A 19,920-nucleotide genomic window follows, 5' to 3' on the forward strand; every position below is an offset into this window, starting at 1 on the left:
TAAAGGTCAGAGTTATTTGCTGCTTTTGTTATCTACCAGCACCGCCAGCAGGATGACCACCGCTTTCACGATCATCTGGTAGTAGGAAGAGACGCCCATCAGGTTCAGGCCGTTATTGAGAAAGCCGAGGATCAGCGCGCCGATCAGGGTGCCCATAATGCGCCCTTTGCCGCCCGCCAGGCTGGTGCCGCCCAGCACCACCGCCGCGATAGCATCCAGCTCGTAGCCGGTGCCCGCCGTCGGCTGCGCGGAAGAGAGGCGCGCCACTTCAATCGTGCCCGCCAGCGCCGCCAGCATGCCGCTCAGGGCATAGACGATCACTTTTACGCGGTTCACGTTGATGCCGGAGAGGCGCGTCGCCGCTTCATTGCCGCCCAGCGCGTAGATATAGCGGCCGAGGCGCGTGTGGTGCAGCATGTACCAGGCGAGCAGGAAGACGACGGCCATCAGCCACACCGGCGTCGGAATGCCCAGCGGACGACCAATGCCGAACCAGCCGAAGAGATCGGCGTTGTCGTTGAAGCCGGTGTTGATCGGGCTGCCGTCGGTGTAAACCATGGTGACGCCGCGCAGCAGCAGCATCATCACCAGCGTGGCGATAAAGGCCTGCACCTTGCCGCGTGCGACGATGGTGCCGGTCACGGCGCCGATAGCCGCTCCCAGCGCCAGCGCGCCCGCCACCGCCACCAGCGCGTTCACCTCCATGCCCACCAGCGAGGCGGCGACCGCACCCGTCAGCGCCAGCAGCGATCCCACCGAGAGATCGATGCCGGAGGTCAGGATCACCAGCGTCATGCCGACCGCCATAATGGCGTTGACCGAGGTCTGCTGCAGAATATTGAACAGGTTCGCTACGGTGAAGAAGTTAGGACTCTGGCTTGCCACCACCGCGATCAACACGATGAGCGCAATCAGGGATTTCTGCTCCATCAGCCAGGCTTTGCTAAACCAGCGACGGCTGGACGGTAAGGTTTGGGTACTCATACAACTAAATCCTCGCTGTGTTGCTTGCCGACGGCTGCCGCCATTAACGATTCCTGCGTCGCCTGCTCACGGGTAAACTCGCCGCCTGAGCGGCCTTCATGCATCACCAGGATGCGGTCGCTCATGCCGAGCACTTCCGGCATCTCCGACGACACCAGGATGATGCTCAGCCCTTCGGCCTTAAACTGGTTGATCAGCTGGTAAATCTCTTTTTTCGCCCCGACGTCAACGCCGCGCGTCGGTTCGTCCAGGATCAGCACGTTGGGACGCGTCATCAGCCCGCGCGCGATGGCCACTTTCTGCTGATTGCCGCCGGAAAGCAGGCCGATCGCCTGATCCATCGACGGCGTTTTGATATTGAACAGCCGGATAAAATCGCCCACCGCCAGCTGTTCCGCGGCGTGTTTTAGCGCGCCGCCGTGGCTGAAGTAGCGCAGCGCGATCAGCGACATGTTCTCTTTTACCGACATCCCCAGCACCAGCCCGTCGCGTTTGCGGTCTTCGGAGATGTAAACGATACCGCTGGCCAGCCCGTCCTGCGGCGCGCGTGTCGTCACTTCACGACCGTCGAGCCAGACGCGGCCTTTGCTGCGCGGCAAGGCGCCGTAGAGTAGCTTCATCAGTTCAGTGCGTCCGGCGCCCATCAGCCCGGAAACGCCGAGGATTTCGCCTTTGCGCAGCGTAAAACTGACGTCGTGCACGCCCGGCCCGCTCAGGTTCTCAACCTTAAGGCGAACGTCGCCTGGCGTTTGATCGAGGCGCGGATACTGATCTTCCAGCTTGCGGCCGACCATCATCTCGATCAGGCTCTCTTCGCTGAGATCCTTCACCGGGCGCTCGGCGATAAACTGCCCGTCGCGGAACACCGTGACGTCGTCGCAAATCTCGAAGATCTCTTTCATGCGGTGAGAGATATAAACAATGCCGCAGCCCTGCGCCTTTAGCTCATTGATGACGCGAAACAGCGACAGGGTTTCGGTATCGGTCAGCGCGTCGGTCGGCTCATCCATGATGATCACCTGCGACTTAAAGCTCAGGACCTTGGCGATCTCCACCATCTGCTGATCGCCAATCGAGAGATCGCCCACCAGCTTGTGGCTGTTGAAGCGCAGGTTGAGACGCTTCAGCAGCGCGTCCGCCTCGGCGTACATCCGCTTCCAGTCGATGCGGCCGAAGCGGTTAACGAATTCGCGACCCAGGAAGATGTTCTCCGCCACGGTCAGTTGGGGGATCAGGTTCAGCTCCTGATGAATAATACCGATGCCCGCCTCCTGCGACGCCTTGGGGCCGCTGAAAGTGGTCTCTTCACCGAGCCAGCGCAGCGAACCCGCGTCGCGGCTGTAGATGCCGGTCAGCACCTTCATCATGGTGGACTTGCCGGCGCCGTTCTCGCCGACCAGCGCCATCACGCGTCCCGGATAGACCGCCAGCGACGCGTTCTTTAACGCCTTTACGCCGGGAAAGGATTTTTCAATCCCCTGGAGCTGTAATAAGGGTTGCATAACGGCCTCAGAAGGTGACGCCAGCGCTCAGGATGACATTCGCAAACGGAGAGCACTCTCCGCTGCGAATGACCGCCTGACTGCGTTGCGTCTGTTGTTTGAACTGTTCGTGGCTGATGTAGCGTACGGCGATGTTATTTCCCTGGTGCTGTTGCAAGGCTTCGAGCACGGCGAGAAGTTCGCTGTGGAGCTGCGGATTATGCTGCTTGATCTCCTCCGCTATCAGGGCGCTTTCCACCTGCATCTCCAGCGTGACGGCCTGCACCACCTGCATAAAATCGGGCGTGCCCGGCGTCAGCGCCAGATCGATGCGCTGCGGCCCTGCCGGGATCGGCAAGCCGGCATCGGCAATGGTCAGCGTATCCGTATGGCCCAGGCGGGCAATCACGTAAGAGAGTTCAGCGTTTAACAGGCGACCTTTTTTCATTTTCTGCTCCAGAGCGAAACGTTTCGCTCGCGGCAGTGTATGAAATAGCGGCGGTAACTCAACGGGAGAGATCGAGAAGTGTGATCGTTATCGAAACGTTTCGCTCGCGCGCGCAGGAATTTGGTTTAGGAGAGAGAGCGGGCCGCTGACGCAGCCCGGCAGGAAGGGCATTACGGCGCTTTGCGCACCTGTTTCACGTCAAGCTCGATGCTGTTGAAATCTTTGTCCAGTTCGCCCGTCAGCTCAACGCGATCTTTCGGCGTCACCGTCAGACCTTCCCAGCGCTTGTGGTCGATCTCGACTTTCATGGTGCCCGTGGCGTCGCGGAACAGATAGTCCTCATCGCCGATCTGCTTCTCCAGCTGGCCGCGCACGGTGATCCAGCTGTCATCTTTCATCTCTTCCGCCTGCTTAACGGTCACGACGCTGCTCTGATCGTTTTGAAAACCGCCCTGTTTCGCCTGAACAGCTGGCGCATTCGTGTCGACAAATCCGCCCTGAGTCGCGGCAAAGACCGGCGCAGTGGTCAGCGCCAGGATAGCTAAAAGTGCGGCATGCTTTTTCATATAGTCACCTCGTTTCCATGAATGTGTATTCGGTACGGCTCCTATTAAAACAGCGAGTTCTTAACAGGATCTTAAGGGACAAAAATAGGCGAAAAGTCGCGATATAACCTGTACAAGCCGGCTTCTGCTTCGTATAAAGCTTTTTCAGACAAAGGAGAGAGTATGCGCATCTTACTGATCGAGGACGATCGGCTGATTGGCGACGGCATCAAGGCTGGACTGGGCAAGCTGGGCTTTAGCGTTGACTGGTTTGTTTCCGGCGACGAGGGCTTCGCCGCGCTGGAGGCCGCGCCCTGGGATGCGGTAATCCTCGACCTGTCGCTGCCGCAGCGCGACGGCCTCGATATTCTGCGCGCCTGGCGGCAGCAGGGCGCGGATGTGCCGGTGCTGATCCTGACCGCGCGCGACGCGCTCGATCAGCGTGTCGAAGGCTTGCAGCTGGGCGCGGACGACTATCTCTGCAAACCTTTCGCCCTGACAGAAGTCGCCGCGCGGCTACAGGCGCTCATCCGCCGCCGCCACGGCCAGCTGCAGCCGGAACTGCGTCACGGTAACGTCATTATGCAGCCCGCCAGCCACAGCGTAACGCGGGATGGCGAAGCTGTAACCTTGAAAAGCCGGGAGCTGGCGCTGCTGGAGCTCTTTCTACGCCATCCCGGCCGGGTACTGACGCGCGCGCAGCTGGAGGAGAAGCTCTACAGCTGGGACGCCGACGTCTCCAGCAACGCGGTTGAAGTGCATATTCATCACCTGCGCAAAAAACTCGGCGGCGCCTTTATCCGCACCGTGCACGGCGTCGGCTATACCCTGGGAGAGGCGGAATGAGCCTGTTTCTTCGGCTCGGCGTCGGCTTCGTGCTGCTGCTCGGCCTCTGCTGGGGCAGCGCCAGCCTGAGCGCCTGGTTCCAGACGCGCGACACCATCAACGAGCTGTTCGACACGCAGCTGCTGCTGTTCGCCAGGCGCCTGATCACGCTCGATCTCACCGCGCCCGAACGCGCCGCGCTGCCGAAAAACAAGTCGCTGCTGCGCCATCATCGCGGCGATCAGGATGACGACGCCCTCGCCTTCGCCATTTTCACCCGCGACGGCCGGCCAGTGCTCAACGACGGCGAAAACGGCCGCAGGCTGCCGTTCGACGCCGAGGCGCAGGGATTTCACGACGGTCAACTCACCGACGACGATGACGCCTGGCGCTTTGTCTGGCTAACGACGCCGGATGGTCAGCATCGCATCGTGGTCGGCCAGGAGTGGGAATACCGCGACGATATGGCGCAAGCGCTGGTACAGAGCAGCATTCTGCCCTGGCTGATTGCGCTGCCGCTGATGCTGCTGCTGTTGCTTGGGCTGGTGTGGCACGAGCTGCGCCCGCTCAAGCGCATCACCCAACTGCTGGCGCAGCGCGCGCCGGACGACGACGCACCGCTGAACGCCGGCCGGGTGCCGCAGGAAGTTAAGCCGCTAACCGAGGCGCTGAACGGGCTGTTCAGCCGCATCGGCGCGATGGTGCAGCGCGAGCGCCGTTTTACCGCCGACGCCGCCCATGAGCTGCGCAGCCCGCTGGCGGCGCTGCGCGTGCAGAGTGAGGTGGTGCAGCTGGCGGCAGACGATGCGGCAATGCGGCAGCACGCCTTGCAGCAGCTGGACGCCGGCATTCAGCGCGCCACGCGGCTGGTGGATCAGCTGCTGGCGCTGTCGCGCGCCGAGGCCGATGATGCACGCGGCGCGTTTCAGCCTGTCGACCTGCAGCGCCTGCTGCAGACGGCGCTGGCCGAACAGCTGCCGCACGCCGATCGCGCGAGCGTCGCGCTGCGTCTGGAAAGCCGCGCCGAACCGGTGATACAGGGCCATCCGCTGCTGCTGTCGCTGCTGGTGCGCAACCTGCTGGACAACGCCATCCGCTACACGCCTGAAGGCAGCGAAGTCAGGATAGTGCTGGAGAGCCGCAGCCTGTGCGTCGAAGATAACGGCAAGGGATTAAGCGAGGCGGAGATGCAGCGTCTGGGTGAACGCTTCTGGCGGCCGCCGGGGCAGGAGAAGAGCGGCAGCGGGCTGGGCCTGTCGATTGTGCGCAACGTCGCGCAGCTGCACGGCATGCGGCTCAGCTTTAGCCAGCGGCAGGGCGGCGGATTGCTCGTCGCCCTGCGCTGGTAACCGTTAGATCTCGACCTGGGTGCCCAACTCGATCACCCGGTTCGGCGGGATCTCGAACTGGTCAGGGGCGCGCAGGGCATTGCGCTGCAGCGCCAGGAAGAGCTTGCCGCGCAGGCGCAGATACCACGGACGTTTCCCCATAATCAGCGACTCGTGCGACATAAAGAACGACGTCTCCATCATGCGACAGTTCAGCCCCTCCAGACCGCAGCGGTGGAAAATTTCCTCTACGTTGGGCGTTTCACGCCAGCCGTAGCTGGCGACCACGCGCCAGAAGGTGGGCGACAGTTGCTCAATGGCGACACGTCGCACGTTGTGTACGTAAGGCGCGTCCTCGGTGCGCAGCGTCAAAAAGACCACCCGCTCGTGCAGCACCTTGTTGTGCTTGAGGTTGTGCAGCAGCGCAAAGGGAATGACATTCAGCGCGCGCGACATATAAACGGCGGTGCCCGGCACGCGCACCGGCGGCGATTTCTCCAGCGAGGCGATCATCGCCTCCAGCGAGTTGCCGTGCTCATGCATCCGGCGCAGCAGGCGGAAGCGCTCGCTTTTCCAGGTGGTCATAATCAGGAACATAATCAGCCCCAGACAGATCGGCAGCCAGCCGCCGGAGAAGAGCTTAATCAGGTTGGCGGAGAAGAGCGGCACGTCGATGCAGAGGAACAGCGTCAGGATCAAACCGACCGCCAGCTTGTTCCAGTGCCAGTTTTTCACGGCGACGGTGCAGGAGAGGATCGACGTCAGCACCATGGTGCCGGTAACCGCGATGCCGTAGGCCGCCGCCAGGTTACTGGAGTGCTCGAAGCTGATAATCACGATCAGCACGGCGAAATAGAGCACCCAGTTAATCATCGGCACATAGATCTGGCCGGACTCCATCTCCGAGGTGTGGATGATACGCATACCCGGCAGATAGCCCAGACGCACCGCCTGGCGCGTCAGCGAGAAAACGCCAGAGATCACCGCCTGCGAGGCGATCACCGTCGCCAGCGTCGCCAGGATCAGCAGCGGGATCAGCGCCCAGTCTGGTGCCAGCAGAAAGAAGGGGTTTTTAATCGCTTTGGGATCGCTGAGCAGCAGCGCGCCCTGGCCGAAGTAGTTCAGCACCAGCGACGGCAGCACCACGATAAACCAGGCGATGCGGATCGGCGTTTTGCCGAAGTGGCCCATATCCGCGTAGAGCGCCTCCACGCCGGTGATCGCCAGCACCACCGACCCCAACGCAAAGAACGAAATGGTTTTATAGTGCACGAAGAAGCTGACCGCCCAGGCTGGATTAAGCGCCTGCAGCACATCCGGGTTTTTCATAATGCCGCTCACGCCCAGAATCGCCAGCGTGGCAAACCAGACCAGCATCACCGGCGCAAAGAGCTTGCCGACCATGCCGGTGCCGTGTTTCTGGATAATAAACAACAGCGTCAGCACCGCGATAGAGAGCGGAACGATAAAGGGATCGAGCGACGGCGCGGCAATTTCCAGCCCCTCTATCGCCGACATTACCGAAATGGCAGGCGTAATCACCACTTCGCCATAGAAGAAGCTGCCGCCGATTAGCCCCATGATCACCAGCGTCGCCGTGGCGCGCGCGCCGGTATTGCGCCCCGCCAGCGACATCAGCGTCAATATGCCGCCTTCGCCGGCGTTATCCGCGCGCATGACATAGCTGATATATTTCAGCGACACCACCAGCAGCAGCAGCCAGAAAATCAGCGACAAAAAGCCGTAAACCGCATCGCGTTCCACGCCGAAGCCAAACTGACCGGAGAGACACTCTCGCAGAGTATAAAGCGGGCTGGTGCCGATATCGCCATACACCACGCCAATCGCCGCCAGCGTCAACGCGCTAAGTGATTGCTTATTATCCGAGCTCATAAAGTTATCTTTTGTTGGAGCGAGAGGCGCAAAACCTTATCACTCTTGCCAGCAAAAAGCGCACAGTATGCGCCTGTTTCCCAAAAAGCCAGACTTCTGCCGTCGCCGCACAGCCTGTCCGCCGCCCATTTTTCTCGCGGCCTGACAAGCCGCAGCGGCATTATGCGATAGTTGGATTTTGTGACACAAAAAAGCGGACGGCAATCAACGCTTTCACGCATCATAATCAGTAGAGTAGTGCGCCTGTCATAATGCGACGGCAGCTGAAACAGAAGGACAATGAAGTGATTATGGCTCAACCCCATCTTTTGGCGGAAAGAATTTCTCGCCTCAGCAATGCCCTGGAGAAAGGCCTGTACGAGCGCCACGACGCCATCCGCCTCTGTTTGCTGGCGGCGCTGAGCGGCGAAAGCGTGTTCCTGCTTGGGCCGCCCGGCATCGCGAAAAGCCTGATCGCCCGCCGCTTAAAATACGCTTTTCAGCATGCCCGCGCCTTTGAGTATCTGATGACGCGCTTTTCAACGCCGGAAGAGGTCTTCGGCCCGCTGTCGATTCAGGCGTTAAAAGATGAAGGGCGCTACCAGCGCCTGACCAAAGGCTATCTGCCTGACGCGGAAATTGTTTTTCTCGATGAGATCTGGAAAGCGGGCCCCGCTATCCTCAATACCCTGCTGACCGCCATCAACGAGCGGCGCTTTCGCAACGGCGACAGCGAGGAAAAAATCCCGATGCGCCTGCTGGTCACCGCGTCGAACGAGCTGCCGGAAGCGGACAGCGGGCTGGAGGCGCTCTACGACCGCATGCTGATCCGCCTGTGGCTCGACAACGTGCATGAGAAGCAGAACTTCCGCAGCATGCTGACCCACCAGCAGGACGAGAACGCCAACCCGGTTGCGGAAGCGCTGCGCATTAGCGATGAAGAGTACCATCAGTGGCAGCAGGGCATCAGCCAGGTGAGCCTGCCGGACAATGTCTTCGAACTGATTTATCAGCTGCGTCAGCAGCTGGAAACGCTGCCCGACGCGCCCTATATCTCCGATCGCCGCTGGAAAAAAGCGATTCACCTGCTGCAGGCGAGCGCGTTCTACAGCGGCCGCAGCGCCATCGCGCCGATCGATCTGGTGCTGCTCAAAGATTGCCTGTGGCACGACGTCGCCTCGATGCAGGTGCTGGAGCGCGCCATCGATCAGCTAATGACGCAGCAGGCGTGGCAACAGCAGACGCTGCTGCTCAGGCTGCAGCAGATCAAGGCGCGTCGTCTGGCGCTGCAGCAGCAGCAAAGCGTGGCGCAGGCGATCGCCCTGGAAAAACACAGCGGCATGTTCAGCCGCAAGCCGCACTACGACCTTCCCGCCAGCCTCACCGACGAACAGCTTACCCTGATGCTGCAACAGCCGCTGACGCTGCACGATATGCAGGTTTCCCATGTGGTGATCGCCCGCGACGCGCTGGAGCAGTGGCTGCTGAAGGGCGGCGAGGTGCGCGGCAAGCTGAACGGCATCGGTTTCGCCCAGACGCTGGATCTGCTGGTGGACGCGCAGCACTGCCTGGCGCTGCGCGACGTCAGCCTGCAAACGGTGCGCCTGACGCTGCCCGGCGTCAGCGCGCACAGCGAACTGCCGCCGGAAATCAGCGAGGCGCTCGACGAGCTGGAGACGCAGCTGCGCGCGCAGCGCCATCAGTTCAGCCAGCATCAGCGCTGTTTGTTTATCAGCGACGACTGGCTGGCACGCATCGAAACCAGCCTGCAGGATGTCGCCGATCAGCTGAAACAGGCGCGTAAATGATCTCACTGGAGACGCTCAGCGCCCTGCTCTCTGTCGGCGAAGCCGAACTGATCGAAGAGCTGATCCTCGCGCTGCTCGCCTCGCCGCAGCTGGCGATCTTTTTTGAAAAATTCCCCGGCCTGAAGCAGGCGATGCTGCGCGACGTGCCGCGCTGGAAAGCGGAGATCAATGCCGAGCTGAAAACGACGCCGGTGCCGGAGGCGCTGGCCAGCGAGTTTCAGCTGTTCCAGCGCGCGCAGCTGCTCAGCCATCACGACTTCAGCCAGCAGCTGCCGGAGATAGTCAGCGCGCTGACACCGCTCTCGTCGCCCTTTCTTGAGGAGGCGCAGCGGCTGCTGCAGCACCTTGATCCGCATCAGCTGAGCGGCGCGCAGCATACGCTGTTTCTGCAGCGCTGGCGCCTGAGCCTGACGCTGCAAACCCTGACGCTTAACGAGCAGCTGCTGGAGCAGCAGCGCGAACGGCTGATGGCCGAGCTACAGCAGCGCATGGCGCTGAGCGGCCAGCTGGCGCCGCTGCTGAGCGACGACGACGAAGCGGCCGCTGGTCGCTTATGGGATATGAGCAAGGCGCCGCTGCAGCACGGCAGCTATCAGCTGATGCTGGAGTATGGCGATTTTCTCGCGCAGCAGCCGGAGCTGCTGGCGCTGGCGCAGCAGCTGGGCCGCAGCCGCGAGGCGAAGTCGGTGCCCGCGCAGGAGGCGCCGCTGGAGGCGTTCCACCAGCTGGTGCGCGAGCCGGACGCGGTGCCGGAAGAGGTCAGCGGCATTCATCAGAGCGACGACGTGCTGCGCCTGCTGCCGCCGGAGCTGGCCACCATCAGCATCAGCGAGCTGGAGCTGGAGTTTTACCGTCGTCTGGTGGAGAAGCGGCTGCTGACCTACAAACTGCAGGGCGACGCCTGGCATGAAAAGGTCACGCTGCGCCCGGTCAGCCACCAGCAGCACGAAGAGCAGCCGCGCGGCCCCTTTATCGTCTGCGTCGACACCTCAGGCTCGATGGGCGGCTTTAACGAGCGCTGCGCCAAAGCCTTTTGCCTCGCGCTGCTCAAGGTGGCGCTGGCCGACCGCCGCCGCTGCTACATAATGCTGTTCGCCCATGACGTCATCGGCTACGAACTCACCGGCGACGACGGGCTGGAGCAGGCGATCCGCTTTCTGAGTCAGCGCTTTCGCGGCGGCACCGATCTCGCCGCCTGTTTGTCGGCGGTGGTGAAGCGCATGGAGGGATCGCTGTGGCAGGATGCCGATGCCGTGATCGTCTCCGACTTTATCGCCCAGCGCCTGCCGGACGAGATCGTCACGGCGGTTAAGCGACGTCAGCAGCAGCAGCAGCAGCGCTTTCACGCCGTGGCGATGTCGGCCCACGGCAAGCCCGGCATTTTGCGCATCTTCGATCATATCTGGCGTTTCGATACCGGCATGAAAAGCCGCCTGCTGCGCCGCTGGCGGCGTTAGTCACAGGGCAGAAATCCTTATTTGCTATAGTGAATGACCCGCTGTGTTTATTCAGCTAACGGAGTTCACTGTGACAACCGCACAACAACATGATTCTTTACCGGCGCCGACCCGTACGGTCCGCCTTTCCGGCAGCAGCGTCGCAGAAAAACGCGCTGAGCTGCTGGCTTACTACACGCAAACCTGGGAACTCTATGAAAGCATGTTCGATTGTCTCGCCGACGATCGTGCCTGGTTCACCAAAGCCATTACCCTGCGCCACCCGCTGATCTTCTATTTCGGTCATACCGCCTCTTTCTATATCAATAAGCTGATGGCGGGCCGCTACATTGACGGACGCATTGACGATCGCATCGAGGCGATGATGGCGATCGGCGTGGATGAGATGAGCTGGGATGATCTCGACGACAGCCACTACGCCTGGCCCAGCGTGCAGGAGGTGCGCGACTACCGTGGCAAGGTGAAAAACCTGGTGACGCGCTTTATTGAGACTATGCCGCTGGCGCTGCCGATTGACTGGGAAAGCCCGGCCTGGGTGATCCTGATGGGCATCGAACACGAGCGCATCCATCTGGAAACCTCCAGCGTGCTGATGCGCCAGCTGCCCGTCGAGTGGGTAAAAACCCAGCCGCAGTGGCCAGTCTGTCAGGAAGCGCGCCATGCGCGGGAAGCGGTGCCCGTTAACAGCCTGGTCGCCATGCCCGGCGGCGTCGTCACGCAGGGAAAAAGCGACGACACCTACGGCTGGGACAATGAATATGGCAGCCTGACCACCGAGCTGCAGCCGTTCCAGGCGAGCAAAATGCTGGTCAGCAACGCCGAATTTTTTGAATTCGTGGCGGCGGGCGGCTACCAGCAGCGTCAGTACTGGGACGACGAAGGCTGGGGCTGGCGCAGCTTTGCCGAGGCGCAGATGCCGACCTTCTGGGTGGGCGATGTGCAGCAGCCGGACGCGTTGAAACTGCGTCTGATGAGCGAAGAAGTGGCGATGCCCTGGGACTGGCCAGCTGAGGTGAACCAGCTGGAGGCCGCCGCGTTCTGCCACTGGAAAGCAGAGCAGACCGGCACATCGGTGCAGCTGCCGTGCGAGGCGGAGTGGATGCAGCTGCGCGAGCAGGTCGAGGGCGATCAGCCCACCTGGCAGCAGGCGCCGGGCAACCTGAACCTGGCGTACTGGGCCTCATCCTGCGCTGTCGACCGCTTCGCGCAGGGTGACTTTTTCGACGTGGTGGGCAATGTCTGGCAGTGGACCACCACGCCGATCAACGGTTTTGAAGGGTTTCGCGTGCATCCGCTCTACGATGACTTCTCTACCCCGACCTTCGACGGCAAGCATTCGATTATCAAGGGTGGCAGCTGGATCTCCACCGGTAACGAAGCGCTGAAGTCGTCGCGCTACGCGTTTCGTCGCCACTTTTTCCAGCACGCGGGCTTCCGCTACGTCGTCTCTTCCCATCAGGAATCGATGACGCTTAACCCCTACGAAACCGACGAGATGGTGTCGCAGTATCTCGACTTCCAGTACGGCCCGCGCTATTTCGGTGTCGCCAACTACGCCGAAGCGCTGGTGGCGCTGGCGCTGCCTCACTGCCAGGCGCGCGGCAGCGCACTCGATATCGGCTGCGCCACCGGCCGCGCCAGCTTCGAACTGGCGCGCCATTTCGAACGGGTGATCGGGATGGATTATTCGGCGCGCTTTATCGACGTGGCGCAGCAGCTCGCCTCCGGCGAAGATTTCCGCTACGTGGTGCCGGAAGAGGGTGAGCTGGTGGCGTATCGTCAGGCGCGTCTGAAAGATGTTGGCCTGGAAGTGGAACAGGCGCAGCGCATTCAGTTCGTTCAGGGCGACGCCTGCAACCTGAAACCGCAGCCTGCCGAATACGATCTGGTGCTGGCCGCCAACCTGATCGATCGCCTGCGTCAGCCGCAGCGCTTTTTGCAGGATATCGCGCCGATGATCCGCTCTGGCGGCCTGCTGCTGCTCTCCTCGCCCTACACCTGGCTGGAGGCCTTTACGCCGAAAGAGAACTGGCTGGGCGGCATCCGCGAGAACGGCGAAGCGCTTACCACGCTGCAGGCGCTGCAGCGTCTGCTGGCGGCGGAGTTCGAACCCGTCGGCGACCCGCAGGATCTGCCCTTCGTTATCCGCGAAACCGCGCGCAAATATCAGCATACGCTGGCGCAGGTCACGCTGTGGCGTAAGCGTTAAACGCAACGGCAGCGGCGTTTGCCGCTGCCGGAGATTGCCTGTCGCCTCTTTTTGCTGCACATTCTCCTCTGTTCATAGAAGAAGAGCTAACACGAGGATGACATGGCCGACTCACTGCAACTGGACAACCTGGATCGCGGGATCCTGAACGCGCTGCTGGACAACGCCCGCACCGCTTACGCCGAGCTGGCGAAACAGTTCAACGTCAGCCCGGGCACCATCCATGTCCGCGTTGAGAAGATGAAGCAGGCCGGCATTATTCTCGGCACGCGCGTGGAGATCGATCCGCGCCGGCTGGGGTTCGACGTCTGCTGCTTTATCGGCATCATCCTGAAGAGCGCACGCGACTATCCTGCCGCGCTGAGCAAGCTGGAGGCGCTGGATGAAGTGGTCGAAGCCTGGTACACCACCGGTCACTACAGCATCTTTATTAAGGTGATGTGCCGATCCATCGACGCGCTGCAGCAGGTGCTGATCAATAAGATCCAGACCATTGATGAAATTCAGTCCACCGAAACGCTGATCTCGCTGCAAAACCCGATCATGCGCACCATCAAACCCTGATCCTTTTTTTTCTGTGCACAAACTTATCCCCGACGAACGCCGCCTGCACCAACGGCTGCGTTCGCCTCGCCATTTCTATTAACCCTGTTTTCCACAGGTGGATCACGGCTTGATCACAGCGTACAATGCTCGCCTTTATTCCGGGGAGAGCATCATGGCCGACATTACTTTAATCAGTGGCAGCACGCTGGGCAGCGCCGAATATGTGGCCGAACATCTGGAAGAGAAGCTGCAGGAGGCGGGTTTCTCTACCGAGCTGCTGCACGGTCCCGCACTGGACGAGCTGCCGCTGCAGGGCATCTGGCTGGTGGTCAGCTCGACCCACGGCGCCGGCGAACTGCCGGATAATCTGCAGCCTTTATATGAGGCGATTGCAGAGAGCCAGCCCGATCTGTCGGCGGTGCGCTTTGGCGCGGTCGGCCTGGGCAACCACGAATACGATCTCTTTTGCGGCGCGATCCGCTCGCTGGACGACCTGTTGATCGCGCGCGGCGCACAGCGCATCGGCGATCGTCTCGAAATCGACGTGCTGGAGCATGAAATCCCCGAAGATCCGGCGGAAGCCTGGCTAAGCGGCTGGACCACGCATATTTGATCGGATCCTTTACCGCAGGGGATCGGGTATTGCATCGGATCCCCAGTTAAAAACTCTGTTTTTTTCCGATCTCGTTACGATCGTTTGTGGATAACTGGGCTTGAATACTGCGCAAAACCGGTAGTTATCCAGATAACAACCGCTGATGCTTTTGTGAGCTGTGCATAACTCCCTGTTTTGATCCCAGCTTATACGGATCGGGATCACCGATCATTCACAGCAAAGGATCCTCACTATCTGTCTGATAAACTTCCGCTTTTCACGCTTATCCACAGAAAGGTGCGATCCTAATAAAGAGATCTAACAGAAAGATCATATACAGAATAAAGATCCTTTCTTTTAAACCCGCGGATCCCGCCGCTTTCACCCTCGGCGGAATTTCAGTAGAATCCACCGCCCAGGGCAACGATCCCTGCCTGTTCATCAACGAGGTACCACTTCATGTTTTATCCAGATCCCTTTGACGTCATCGTAATTGGTGGTGGTCATGCGGGCACAGAAGCCGCGATGGCTGCTGCCCGAATGGGTCAGCAAACTCTGTTACTCACCCATAACATTGATACGCTTGGACAAATGTCCTGCAACCCGGCGATCGGTGGCATTGGAAAGGGACATCTGGTTAAGGAAGTGGATGCCTTAGGCGGTCTGATGGCCACCGCGATCGACAAAGCGGGCATCCAGTTTAGGATACTAAACAGCAGCAAAGGTCCGGCGGTGCGCGCTACCCGTGCGCAGGCGGATCGCGTGCTGTATCGCCAGGCGGTACGCACCGCGCTGGAGAACCAGCCCAACCTGATGATCTTCCAGCAGGCGGTAGACGATCTTATCGTGGAAAACGATCGTGTGGTCGGCGCCGTCACCCAGATGGGCCTGAAATTCCGCGCGAAGGCGGTAGTACTCACCGTCGGCACCTTCCTCGACGGCAAAATTCATATCGGACTGGATAACTACAGCGGCGGTCGCGCCGGGGATCCGCCGTCGATTCCGCTGGCGAAACGTCTGCGTGCGCTGCCGCTACGCGTCAGCCGTCTGAAAACCGGTACGCCGCCGCGCATCGACGCGCGCACCATCGATTTCTCCGTGCTCAGCCCGCAGCATGGCGATAACCCGATGCCGGTCTTCTCGTTCATGGGCGATGCGTCGCAGCATCCGCAGCAGGTTCCCTGCTGGATCACCTATACCAACGAGCAGACCCATGAGGTGATCCGCAATAACCTCGATCGCAGCCCGATGTATGCCGGGATCATCGAAGGGATCGGCCCGCGCTACTGCCCGTCGATCGAAGACAAGGTGATGCGCTTCGCCGATCGCAACGCGCACCAGATCTTCCTCGAGCCGGAAGGGCTGACCAGCAACGAAATTTACCCGAACGGCATCTCCACCAGCCTGCCGTTCGACGTGCAGATGCAGATCGTCCGCTCGATGAAGGGCCTGGAGAACGCGAAAATCGTTCGACCGGGCTACGCGATCGAGTATGACTTTTTCGATCCGCGCGATCTCAAGCCGACGCTGGAGAGCAAATATATTCACGGGCTGTTCTTTGCCGGCCAGATCAACGGCACCACCGGCTACGAAGAGGCAGCCGCGCAGGGTCTGCTGGCCGGCCTTAACGCCGGACGTCACTCCGCCGACAAAGAGGGCTGGGCGCCGCGTCGCGATCAGGCCTACCTGGGCGTGCTGGTGGACGACCTCTGCACGCTGGGCACCAAAGAGCCGTACCGTATGTTTACCTCGCGCGCCGAGTATCGTCTGATGCTGCGCGAAGACAACGCCGATCTGCGCCTGACCGAAGCCGGTCGCGAGCTGGGCCTGGTGGACGACGCGCGCTGGGCGCGCTTCAACCAGAAGCTGGAAGCGATTGAGCAAGAGCGTCAGCGTCTGCGCGATTTCTGGGTGCATCCGAAATCGGAAAACGTCGAGGAAGTTAACACCCTGCTCAACAGCGCGCTGACCAAAGAGGCGAACGGCGAAGATCTGCTGCGCCGTCCGGAAATGACGTACGCTCAGCTTACCGCGCTGCCGAGCTTCGGCCCGTCGCTGGCTGACGCGCAGGCGGCCGAGCAGGTTGAGATTCAGGTAAAGTATGAAGGCTACATTGCGCGCCAGCAGGAAGAGATCGATCGCCAGCTGCGCAATGAAAACACCCTGCTGCCGGCGGAGCTGGATTACCGTCAGGTCAACGGCCTGTCGAACGAGGTGATCGCCAAGCTTAACGATCATAAGCCCTCTTCTATCGGCCAGGCGTCGCGCATCTCCGGTATCACGCCGGCGGCCATCTCGATTCTGTTGATTTACCTGAAAAAACAAGGGCTGCTGCGCAAAAGCGCCTGACCTGAAACGGGGCGAGTCCCGCTCGCCCCCGCTGACTGGACTCATGCTGTGATCACAAAACTCACTTCGCTGCTTAAGGCAGCCGGTATTTCCCTCTCCGATCAACAAAAAGCGCAGCTGGTGGCCTACGTCGGCCTGCTGGACAAGTGGAACAAGGCCTACAACCTGACCTCGGTGCGCGATCCGCAGCAGATGCTGGTGCGCCATATACTCGACAGCATCGTGGTGGCGCCGCATCTCAAGGGCGAACGCTTTATCGATGTTGGCACCGGACCGGGGCTGCCCGGCATTCCGCTCGCCATCGTTCTGCCGCAGGCGCACTTCACGCTGCTCGACAGCCTGGGCAAGCGCGTGCGCTTTTTGCGCCAGGTGCAGCATGAGCTGGGATTAACCAACGTTACGCCGGTGCAGAGCAGGGTAGAAGAGTTTCCCTCCGAGCCGCCGTTTGACGGCGTGATCAGCCGCGCCTTCGCCTCGCTGCAGGATATGGTGAGCTGGTGCCACCATTTGCCTTCTGCTCAGGGCTGCTTTTATGCGCTGAAAGGGGTGCGTCCGGATGAGGAGATTGCCAGCCTGCCGGCCGGTTTTCGCCTGGTCTCGGTGAACGCGCTGAACGTGCCGGAACTGGACGGCGAGCGCCATCTGGTGGTGATCGCCCGCGAATAGCCCTAAAGGCCGCAGGGATTAAGCCTGGCGACGGCGTTTGGCTTACTGCAGACGCTGTTTAAAAACCAGGCATTCGATGCGATCGCGCCGTCCCGTTTTAATCGTGGCGGCCGCGGAATAAGGTTAACAACAGAGGCGGAAATTATCCGAAAAGCTCTGTTACATTTAACGTTTAATTCACATTTATTTATCAGCAAGATCACTTTTGCAGTGAACGAAGCGGGAGCAGATAATCACGTGGGAAAATATATCAGGGTAATAACTCCGCGTGCGTAATATCAATTTAACGTTCTTGACGCACTCTGGGTTGTCAATGCGCCGTTTTTATCGAAAATAGCGCGGATTTAGCCCGCTGATAATTGCAACTCACTGATTTTATTGCTTTCAGATGCGATGTAATAGCCTTCAATATTGCTTGTTAGCAATTTTGAAGTGGGGCAGGGTGTTTAGAATGTGATCTAAAGCACGCTTTAAACGCAAGTCTAATGCGGAATTTCACCTGAATCGGTCGCTGATTCCACCTGACGATGTTTGGAAAAATAGCCGTTCGGAAAGAAATTTAAATAATTGTTCACCTTTTGGCTACTTACGGATTGAAATCGCAGGTGCGGCCCGTATAATTTGCACGGCTTTTGCTGCTTGACTCGAGTGAGTAAAGGCAGTCTTATACGACACGCGACATACCTCTTATGGGGCAGGAGAGTAACAGCGCCATGTCAGTGTCTCTTTACAGTGTGAAATTCGCCCGAACCGTGCTGGCTATCCAGCTGGTGACTCTGGTCATCATCGGCGCTCTCTTTGCCCTGAAAGATGTCACATGGGGCGTCTCTGCGCTGGCTGGCGGAGCGGCAGCCTGGCTGCCGAACGTGTTGTTCATGTTTTTAGCCTGGCGCCTGCAAGGGCAATCCCCGGCTTCCGGACGGGTTGCGTGGAGTTTCGCTCTCGGCGAAATCGGCAAAGTCATCGCAACCATCGTGTTGCTCATTGTGGCGTTGGGTGTTTTCAGAGCGGTTTTCTGGCCGCTCGGGATAACCTGGTTATCGGTGCTGGTGGTTCAGATGTTGGCACCGGCGGTAATTAACAACAAAGGGTAAAAGGCATCATGGCTGCAGGAGAAACTCAAACTCCGCAAGAGTACATCGGTCACCATCTGACGCACCTTCAGTTGGACCTGCGTACCTTCGAGTTAGTGAATGCTCACGACGCTCCCGCGACGTTCTGGGCATTAAATATCGATTCAATGTTTTTCTCTCTGGTGCTGGGATTCATCTTCCTGGTGTTGTTCCGCAAAGTGGCGAAAAGCGTCACCAGCGGCGTGCCAGGGAAAATGCAGGCTGCTATCGAACTGGTCGTCGGCTTCGTTGATGGCAACGTGCGCGACATGTACCACGGTAAAAGCAAACTTATCGCCCCGCTGGCTCTGACGATTTTCGTCTGGGTCTTCCTGATGAACTTCATGGATCTGCTGCCTATCGACCTGCTGCCGTATATCGGCGAGCATTGGCTGGGCCTGCCGGCGCTGCGCGTCGTGCCGTCCGCGGACGTGAACATCACGCTGTCTATGGCGTTGGGCGTATTTATTTTGATTCTGTTCTACAGCATCAAAATGAAAGGTGTAGGCGGCTTCGCGAAAGAGCTGACGCTGCAGCCTTTTAATCACCCGATCTTCATCCCCATCAACCTGATCCTTGAAGGCGTTAGCCTGCTGTCCAAACCGGTTTCACTCGGTCTGCGACTGTTCGGCAACATGTATGCGGGTGAGCTGATCTTTATCCTTATTGCCGGTCTGTTGCCGTGGTGGTCGCAGTGGGTGCTGAATGTGCCGTGGGCCATTTTCCACATCCTGATCATCTCGTTGCAGGCTTTCATTTTCATGGTCCTCACGATTGTCTATCTGTCGATGGCATCTGAAGAACATTGATTTTTTTCTCAACACTAAGCGTTTAACTGAAACAAACTGGAGACTGTCATGGAAAACCTGAATATGGATCTGCTGTACATGGCTGCCGCTGTGATGATGGGCCTGGCGGCAATCGGTGCTGCGATCGGTATCGGCATCCTCGGAGGTAAATTCCTGGAAGGCGCCGCGCGCCAGCCGGATCTGATCCCTCTGCTGCGTACGCAGTTCTTTGTTGTAATGGGTCTGGTGGATGCAATCCCGATGATCGCTGTTGGTCTGGGTCTCTATGTGATGTTTGCTGTCGCCTAAAGCCTGTCGCTGTTAGTTCATTCGGCGCACGACGTGCTACGAATGAACGGTTCTGCCGCTTATCGCTGAGATAACGGCAGATAAGTTACTCACTTAATTAGAGGCATTGTGCAGTGAACATTAACGCAACAATCCTCGGCCAGGCCATCGCGTTCATCCTGTTTGTCGCGTTCTGCATGAAGTACGTATGGCCGCCGATCATGGCAGCCATCGAAAAGCGCCAGAAAGAAATTGCTGAAGGCCTTGCTTCTGCTGAACGCGCGAAGAAAGATTTGGATCTCGCGCAGGCTAATGCGACCGACCAGCTGAAAAAAGCGAAGGAAGAAGCTCAGGTCATTATCGAGCAGGCGAACAAACGCCGCACTCAGATTCTGGACGAAGCGAAAACTGAAGCTGAGAACGAACGTAACCGCATCGTGGCGCAAGCGCAGGCAGAGATCGACGCCGAGCGTAAACGTGCCCGCGAAGAGCTGCGTAAGCAAGTCGCGTTGCTGGCAATGGCTGGCGCCGAGAAGATCATCGAACGTTCCGTGGATGAAGCTGCTAACAGCGACATCGTTGATAAACTGGTCGCTGAACTGTAAGGAGGGAGGGGCTG

At 59.5% G+C, this 19,920-nt stretch carries 18 protein-coding genes; 13 read left to right on the forward strand and 5 right to left on the reverse strand.

Features of this window, described 5'->3' with window-relative positions:
- Nucleotides 1-12: 12 nt before the first annotated feature.
- The 4 genes from rbsC to MC269_RS18565 all read right to left on the reverse strand — a co-directional run bounded on the left by rbsC (nt 13) and on the right by MC269_RS18565 (nt 3,479).
- Nucleotides 13-984, reverse strand: a complete 972-nt coding sequence (gene rbsC / locus MC269_RS18550; protein WP_033755349.1) for a ribose ABC transporter permease — start codon at nt 982-984, stop codon at nt 13-15.
- Nucleotides 981-2,486 (reverse strand): ribose ABC transporter ATP-binding protein RbsA, encoded by a 1,506-nt coding sequence (gene rbsA, locus MC269_RS18555; RefSeq protein WP_239953276.1) that lies wholly within the window; start codon nt 2,484-2,486, stop codon nt 981-983. Before rbsA ends, rbsC begins: the two co-directional genes overlap by 4 nt.
- A 7-nt stretch (nt 2,487-2,493) precedes the next feature.
- Nucleotides 2,494-2,913, reverse strand: a complete 420-nt coding sequence (gene rbsD, locus MC269_RS18560; RefSeq protein WP_081140519.1) for a D-ribose pyranase — start codon at nt 2,911-2,913, stop codon at nt 2,494-2,496.
- Between the two features lie 170 nt (nt 2,914-3,083).
- Nucleotides 3,084-3,479 (reverse strand): YgiW/YdeI family stress tolerance OB fold protein, encoded by a 396-nt coding sequence (locus MC269_RS18565; protein ID WP_239953277.1) that lies wholly within the window; start codon nt 3,477-3,479, stop codon nt 3,084-3,086.
- Between the two features lie 162 nt (nt 3,480-3,641).
- On the opposite strand from MC269_RS18565, the gene qseB reads away from it, so the two are divergent.
- Together qseB and qseC are read left to right on the forward strand one after the other, a co-directional pair.
- Nucleotides 3,642-4,304 (forward strand): quorum sensing response regulator transcription factor QseB, encoded by a 663-nt coding sequence (gene qseB, locus MC269_RS18570; RefSeq protein WP_239953278.1) that lies wholly within the window; start codon nt 3,642-3,644, stop codon nt 4,302-4,304.
- Nucleotides 4,301-5,632, forward strand: coding sequence for a quorum sensing histidine kinase QseC (gene qseC, locus MC269_RS18575; protein ID WP_239953279.1), 1,332 nt, complete (start codon nt 4,301-4,303; stop codon nt 5,630-5,632). Before qseB ends, qseC begins: the two co-directional genes overlap by 4 nt.
- A gap of 3 nt (nt 5,633-5,635) precedes the next feature.
- Here qseC and kup read toward each other — a convergent pair whose 3' ends face one another.
- Nucleotides 5,636-7,504: a low affinity potassium transporter Kup gene (gene kup, locus MC269_RS18580; protein ID WP_239953280.1), complete on the reverse strand. Its 1,869-nt coding sequence runs from the start codon at nt 7,502-7,504 to the stop codon at nt 5,636-5,638.
- 290 nt (nt 7,505-7,794) lie between these two features.
- Between kup and ravA the strand changes: the two genes are divergently transcribed.
- From ravA to atpF, 11 genes are all read left to right on the forward strand, one after another.
- Nucleotides 7,795-9,291, forward strand: a complete 1,497-nt coding sequence (gene ravA, locus MC269_RS18585; RefSeq protein ID WP_239953281.1) for an ATPase RavA — start codon at nt 7,795-7,797, stop codon at nt 9,289-9,291.
- Nucleotides 9,288-10,748, forward strand: a complete 1,461-nt coding sequence (gene viaA / locus MC269_RS18590) for an ATPase RavA stimulator ViaA (protein ID WP_239953282.1) — start codon at nt 9,288-9,290, stop codon at nt 10,746-10,748. The genes ravA and viaA overlap by 4 nt, the downstream gene beginning before the upstream one ends.
- A 70-nt stretch (nt 10,749-10,818) precedes the next feature.
- Complete coding sequence (gene ovoA, locus MC269_RS18595) at nt 10,819-12,957, forward strand: 5-histidylcysteine sulfoxide synthase (protein WP_239953283.1); 2,139 nt, start codon at nt 10,819-10,821, stop codon at nt 12,955-12,957.
- A 102-nt stretch (nt 12,958-13,059) separates the two neighbouring features.
- Nucleotides 13,060-13,521, forward strand: a complete 462-nt coding sequence (asnC, locus tag MC269_RS18600; RefSeq protein WP_081140525.1) for a transcriptional regulator AsnC — start codon at nt 13,060-13,062, stop codon at nt 13,519-13,521.
- Between the two features lie 154 nt (nt 13,522-13,675).
- Entirely contained in the window at nt 13,676-14,116 is a 441-nt protein-coding gene (mioC, locus tag MC269_RS18605) for an FMN-binding protein MioC (protein WP_081140526.1), read from the forward strand.
- Nucleotides 14,117-14,557: 441 nt separating this feature from the next.
- On the forward strand, nt 14,558-16,447 hold the full coding sequence (gene mnmG, locus MC269_RS18610; RefSeq protein WP_239953284.1) for a tRNA uridine-5-carboxymethylaminomethyl(34) synthesis enzyme MnmG: 1,890 nt from the start codon (nt 14,558-14,560) through the stop codon (nt 16,445-16,447).
- 48 nt (nt 16,448-16,495) lie between these two features.
- Entirely contained in the window at nt 16,496-17,113 is a 618-nt protein-coding gene (gene rsmG / locus MC269_RS18615; RefSeq protein WP_239953285.1) for a 16S rRNA (guanine(527)-N(7))-methyltransferase RsmG, read from the forward strand.
- 713 nt (nt 17,114-17,826) lie between these two features.
- On the forward strand, nt 17,827-18,207 hold the full coding sequence (gene atpI / locus MC269_RS18620) for a F0F1 ATP synthase subunit I (RefSeq protein WP_081140618.1): 381 nt from the start codon (nt 17,827-17,829) through the stop codon (nt 18,205-18,207).
- A gap of 8 nt (nt 18,208-18,215) precedes the next feature.
- Entirely contained in the window at nt 18,216-19,034 is an 819-nt protein-coding gene (atpB, locus tag MC269_RS18625; RefSeq protein ID WP_081140529.1) for a F0F1 ATP synthase subunit A, read from the forward strand.
- Nucleotides 19,035-19,082: 48 nt separating this feature from the next.
- On the forward strand, nt 19,083-19,322 hold the full coding sequence (atpE, locus tag MC269_RS18630) for a F0F1 ATP synthase subunit C (protein WP_003849523.1): 240 nt from the start codon (nt 19,083-19,085) through the stop codon (nt 19,320-19,322).
- 113 nt (nt 19,323-19,435) lie between these two features.
- Complete coding sequence (gene atpF, locus MC269_RS18635) at nt 19,436-19,906, forward strand: F0F1 ATP synthase subunit B (RefSeq protein WP_081140530.1); 471 nt, start codon at nt 19,436-19,438, stop codon at nt 19,904-19,906.
- Nucleotides 19,907-19,920: the final 14 nt, after the last annotated feature.

The organism is Pantoea sp. Z09, from assembly GCF_022394795.1.
Lineage (GTDB): Bacteria > Pseudomonadota > Gammaproteobacteria > Enterobacterales > Enterobacteriaceae > Pantoea > Pantoea latae.

What these genes read in the sequence shown, in the direction of transcription:
- rbsC (WP_033755349.1), bottom strand. Translation starts at nt 984, where the DNA reads ATGAGTACCCAAACCTTACCGTCCAGCCGTCGCTGGTTTAGCAAAGCC.
- rbsA (WP_239953276.1), bottom strand. Translation starts at nt 2,486, where the DNA reads ATGCAACCCTTATTACAGCTCCAGGGGATTGAAAAATCCTTTCCCGGC.
- rbsD (WP_081140519.1), bottom strand. Translation starts at nt 2,913, where the DNA reads ATGAAAAAAGGTCGCCTGTTAAACGCTGAACTCTCTTACGTGATTGCC.
- MC269_RS18565 (WP_239953277.1), bottom strand. Translation starts at nt 3,479, where the DNA reads ATGAAAAAGCATGCCGCACTTTTAGCTATCCTGGCGCTGACCACTGCG.
- qseB (WP_239953278.1), top strand. Translation starts at nt 3,642, where the DNA reads ATGCGCATCTTACTGATCGAGGACGATCGGCTGATTGGCGACGGCATC.
- qseC (WP_239953279.1), top strand. Translation starts at nt 4,301, where the DNA reads ATGAGCCTGTTTCTTCGGCTCGGCGTCGGCTTCGTGCTGCTGCTCGGC.
- kup (WP_239953280.1), bottom strand. Translation starts at nt 7,504, where the DNA reads ATGAGCTCGGATAATAAGCAATCACTTAGCGCGTTGACGCTGGCGGCG.
- ravA (WP_239953281.1), top strand. Translation starts at nt 7,795, where the DNA reads ATGGCTCAACCCCATCTTTTGGCGGAAAGAATTTCTCGCCTCAGCAAT.
- viaA (WP_239953282.1), top strand. Translation starts at nt 9,288, where the DNA reads ATGATCTCACTGGAGACGCTCAGCGCCCTGCTCTCTGTCGGCGAAGCC.
- asnC (WP_081140525.1), top strand. Translation starts at nt 13,060, where the DNA reads ATGGCCGACTCACTGCAACTGGACAACCTGGATCGCGGGATCCTGAAC.
- mioC (WP_081140526.1), top strand. Translation starts at nt 13,676, where the DNA reads ATGGCCGACATTACTTTAATCAGTGGCAGCACGCTGGGCAGCGCCGAA.
- mnmG (WP_239953284.1), top strand. Translation starts at nt 14,558, where the DNA reads ATGTTTTATCCAGATCCCTTTGACGTCATCGTAATTGGTGGTGGTCAT.
- atpI (WP_081140618.1), top strand. Translation starts at nt 17,827, where the DNA reads ATGTCAGTGTCTCTTTACAGTGTGAAATTCGCCCGAACCGTGCTGGCT.
- atpB (WP_081140529.1), top strand. Translation starts at nt 18,216, where the DNA reads ATGGCTGCAGGAGAAACTCAAACTCCGCAAGAGTACATCGGTCACCAT.
- atpE (WP_003849523.1), top strand. Translation starts at nt 19,083, where the DNA reads ATGGAAAACCTGAATATGGATCTGCTGTACATGGCTGCCGCTGTGATG.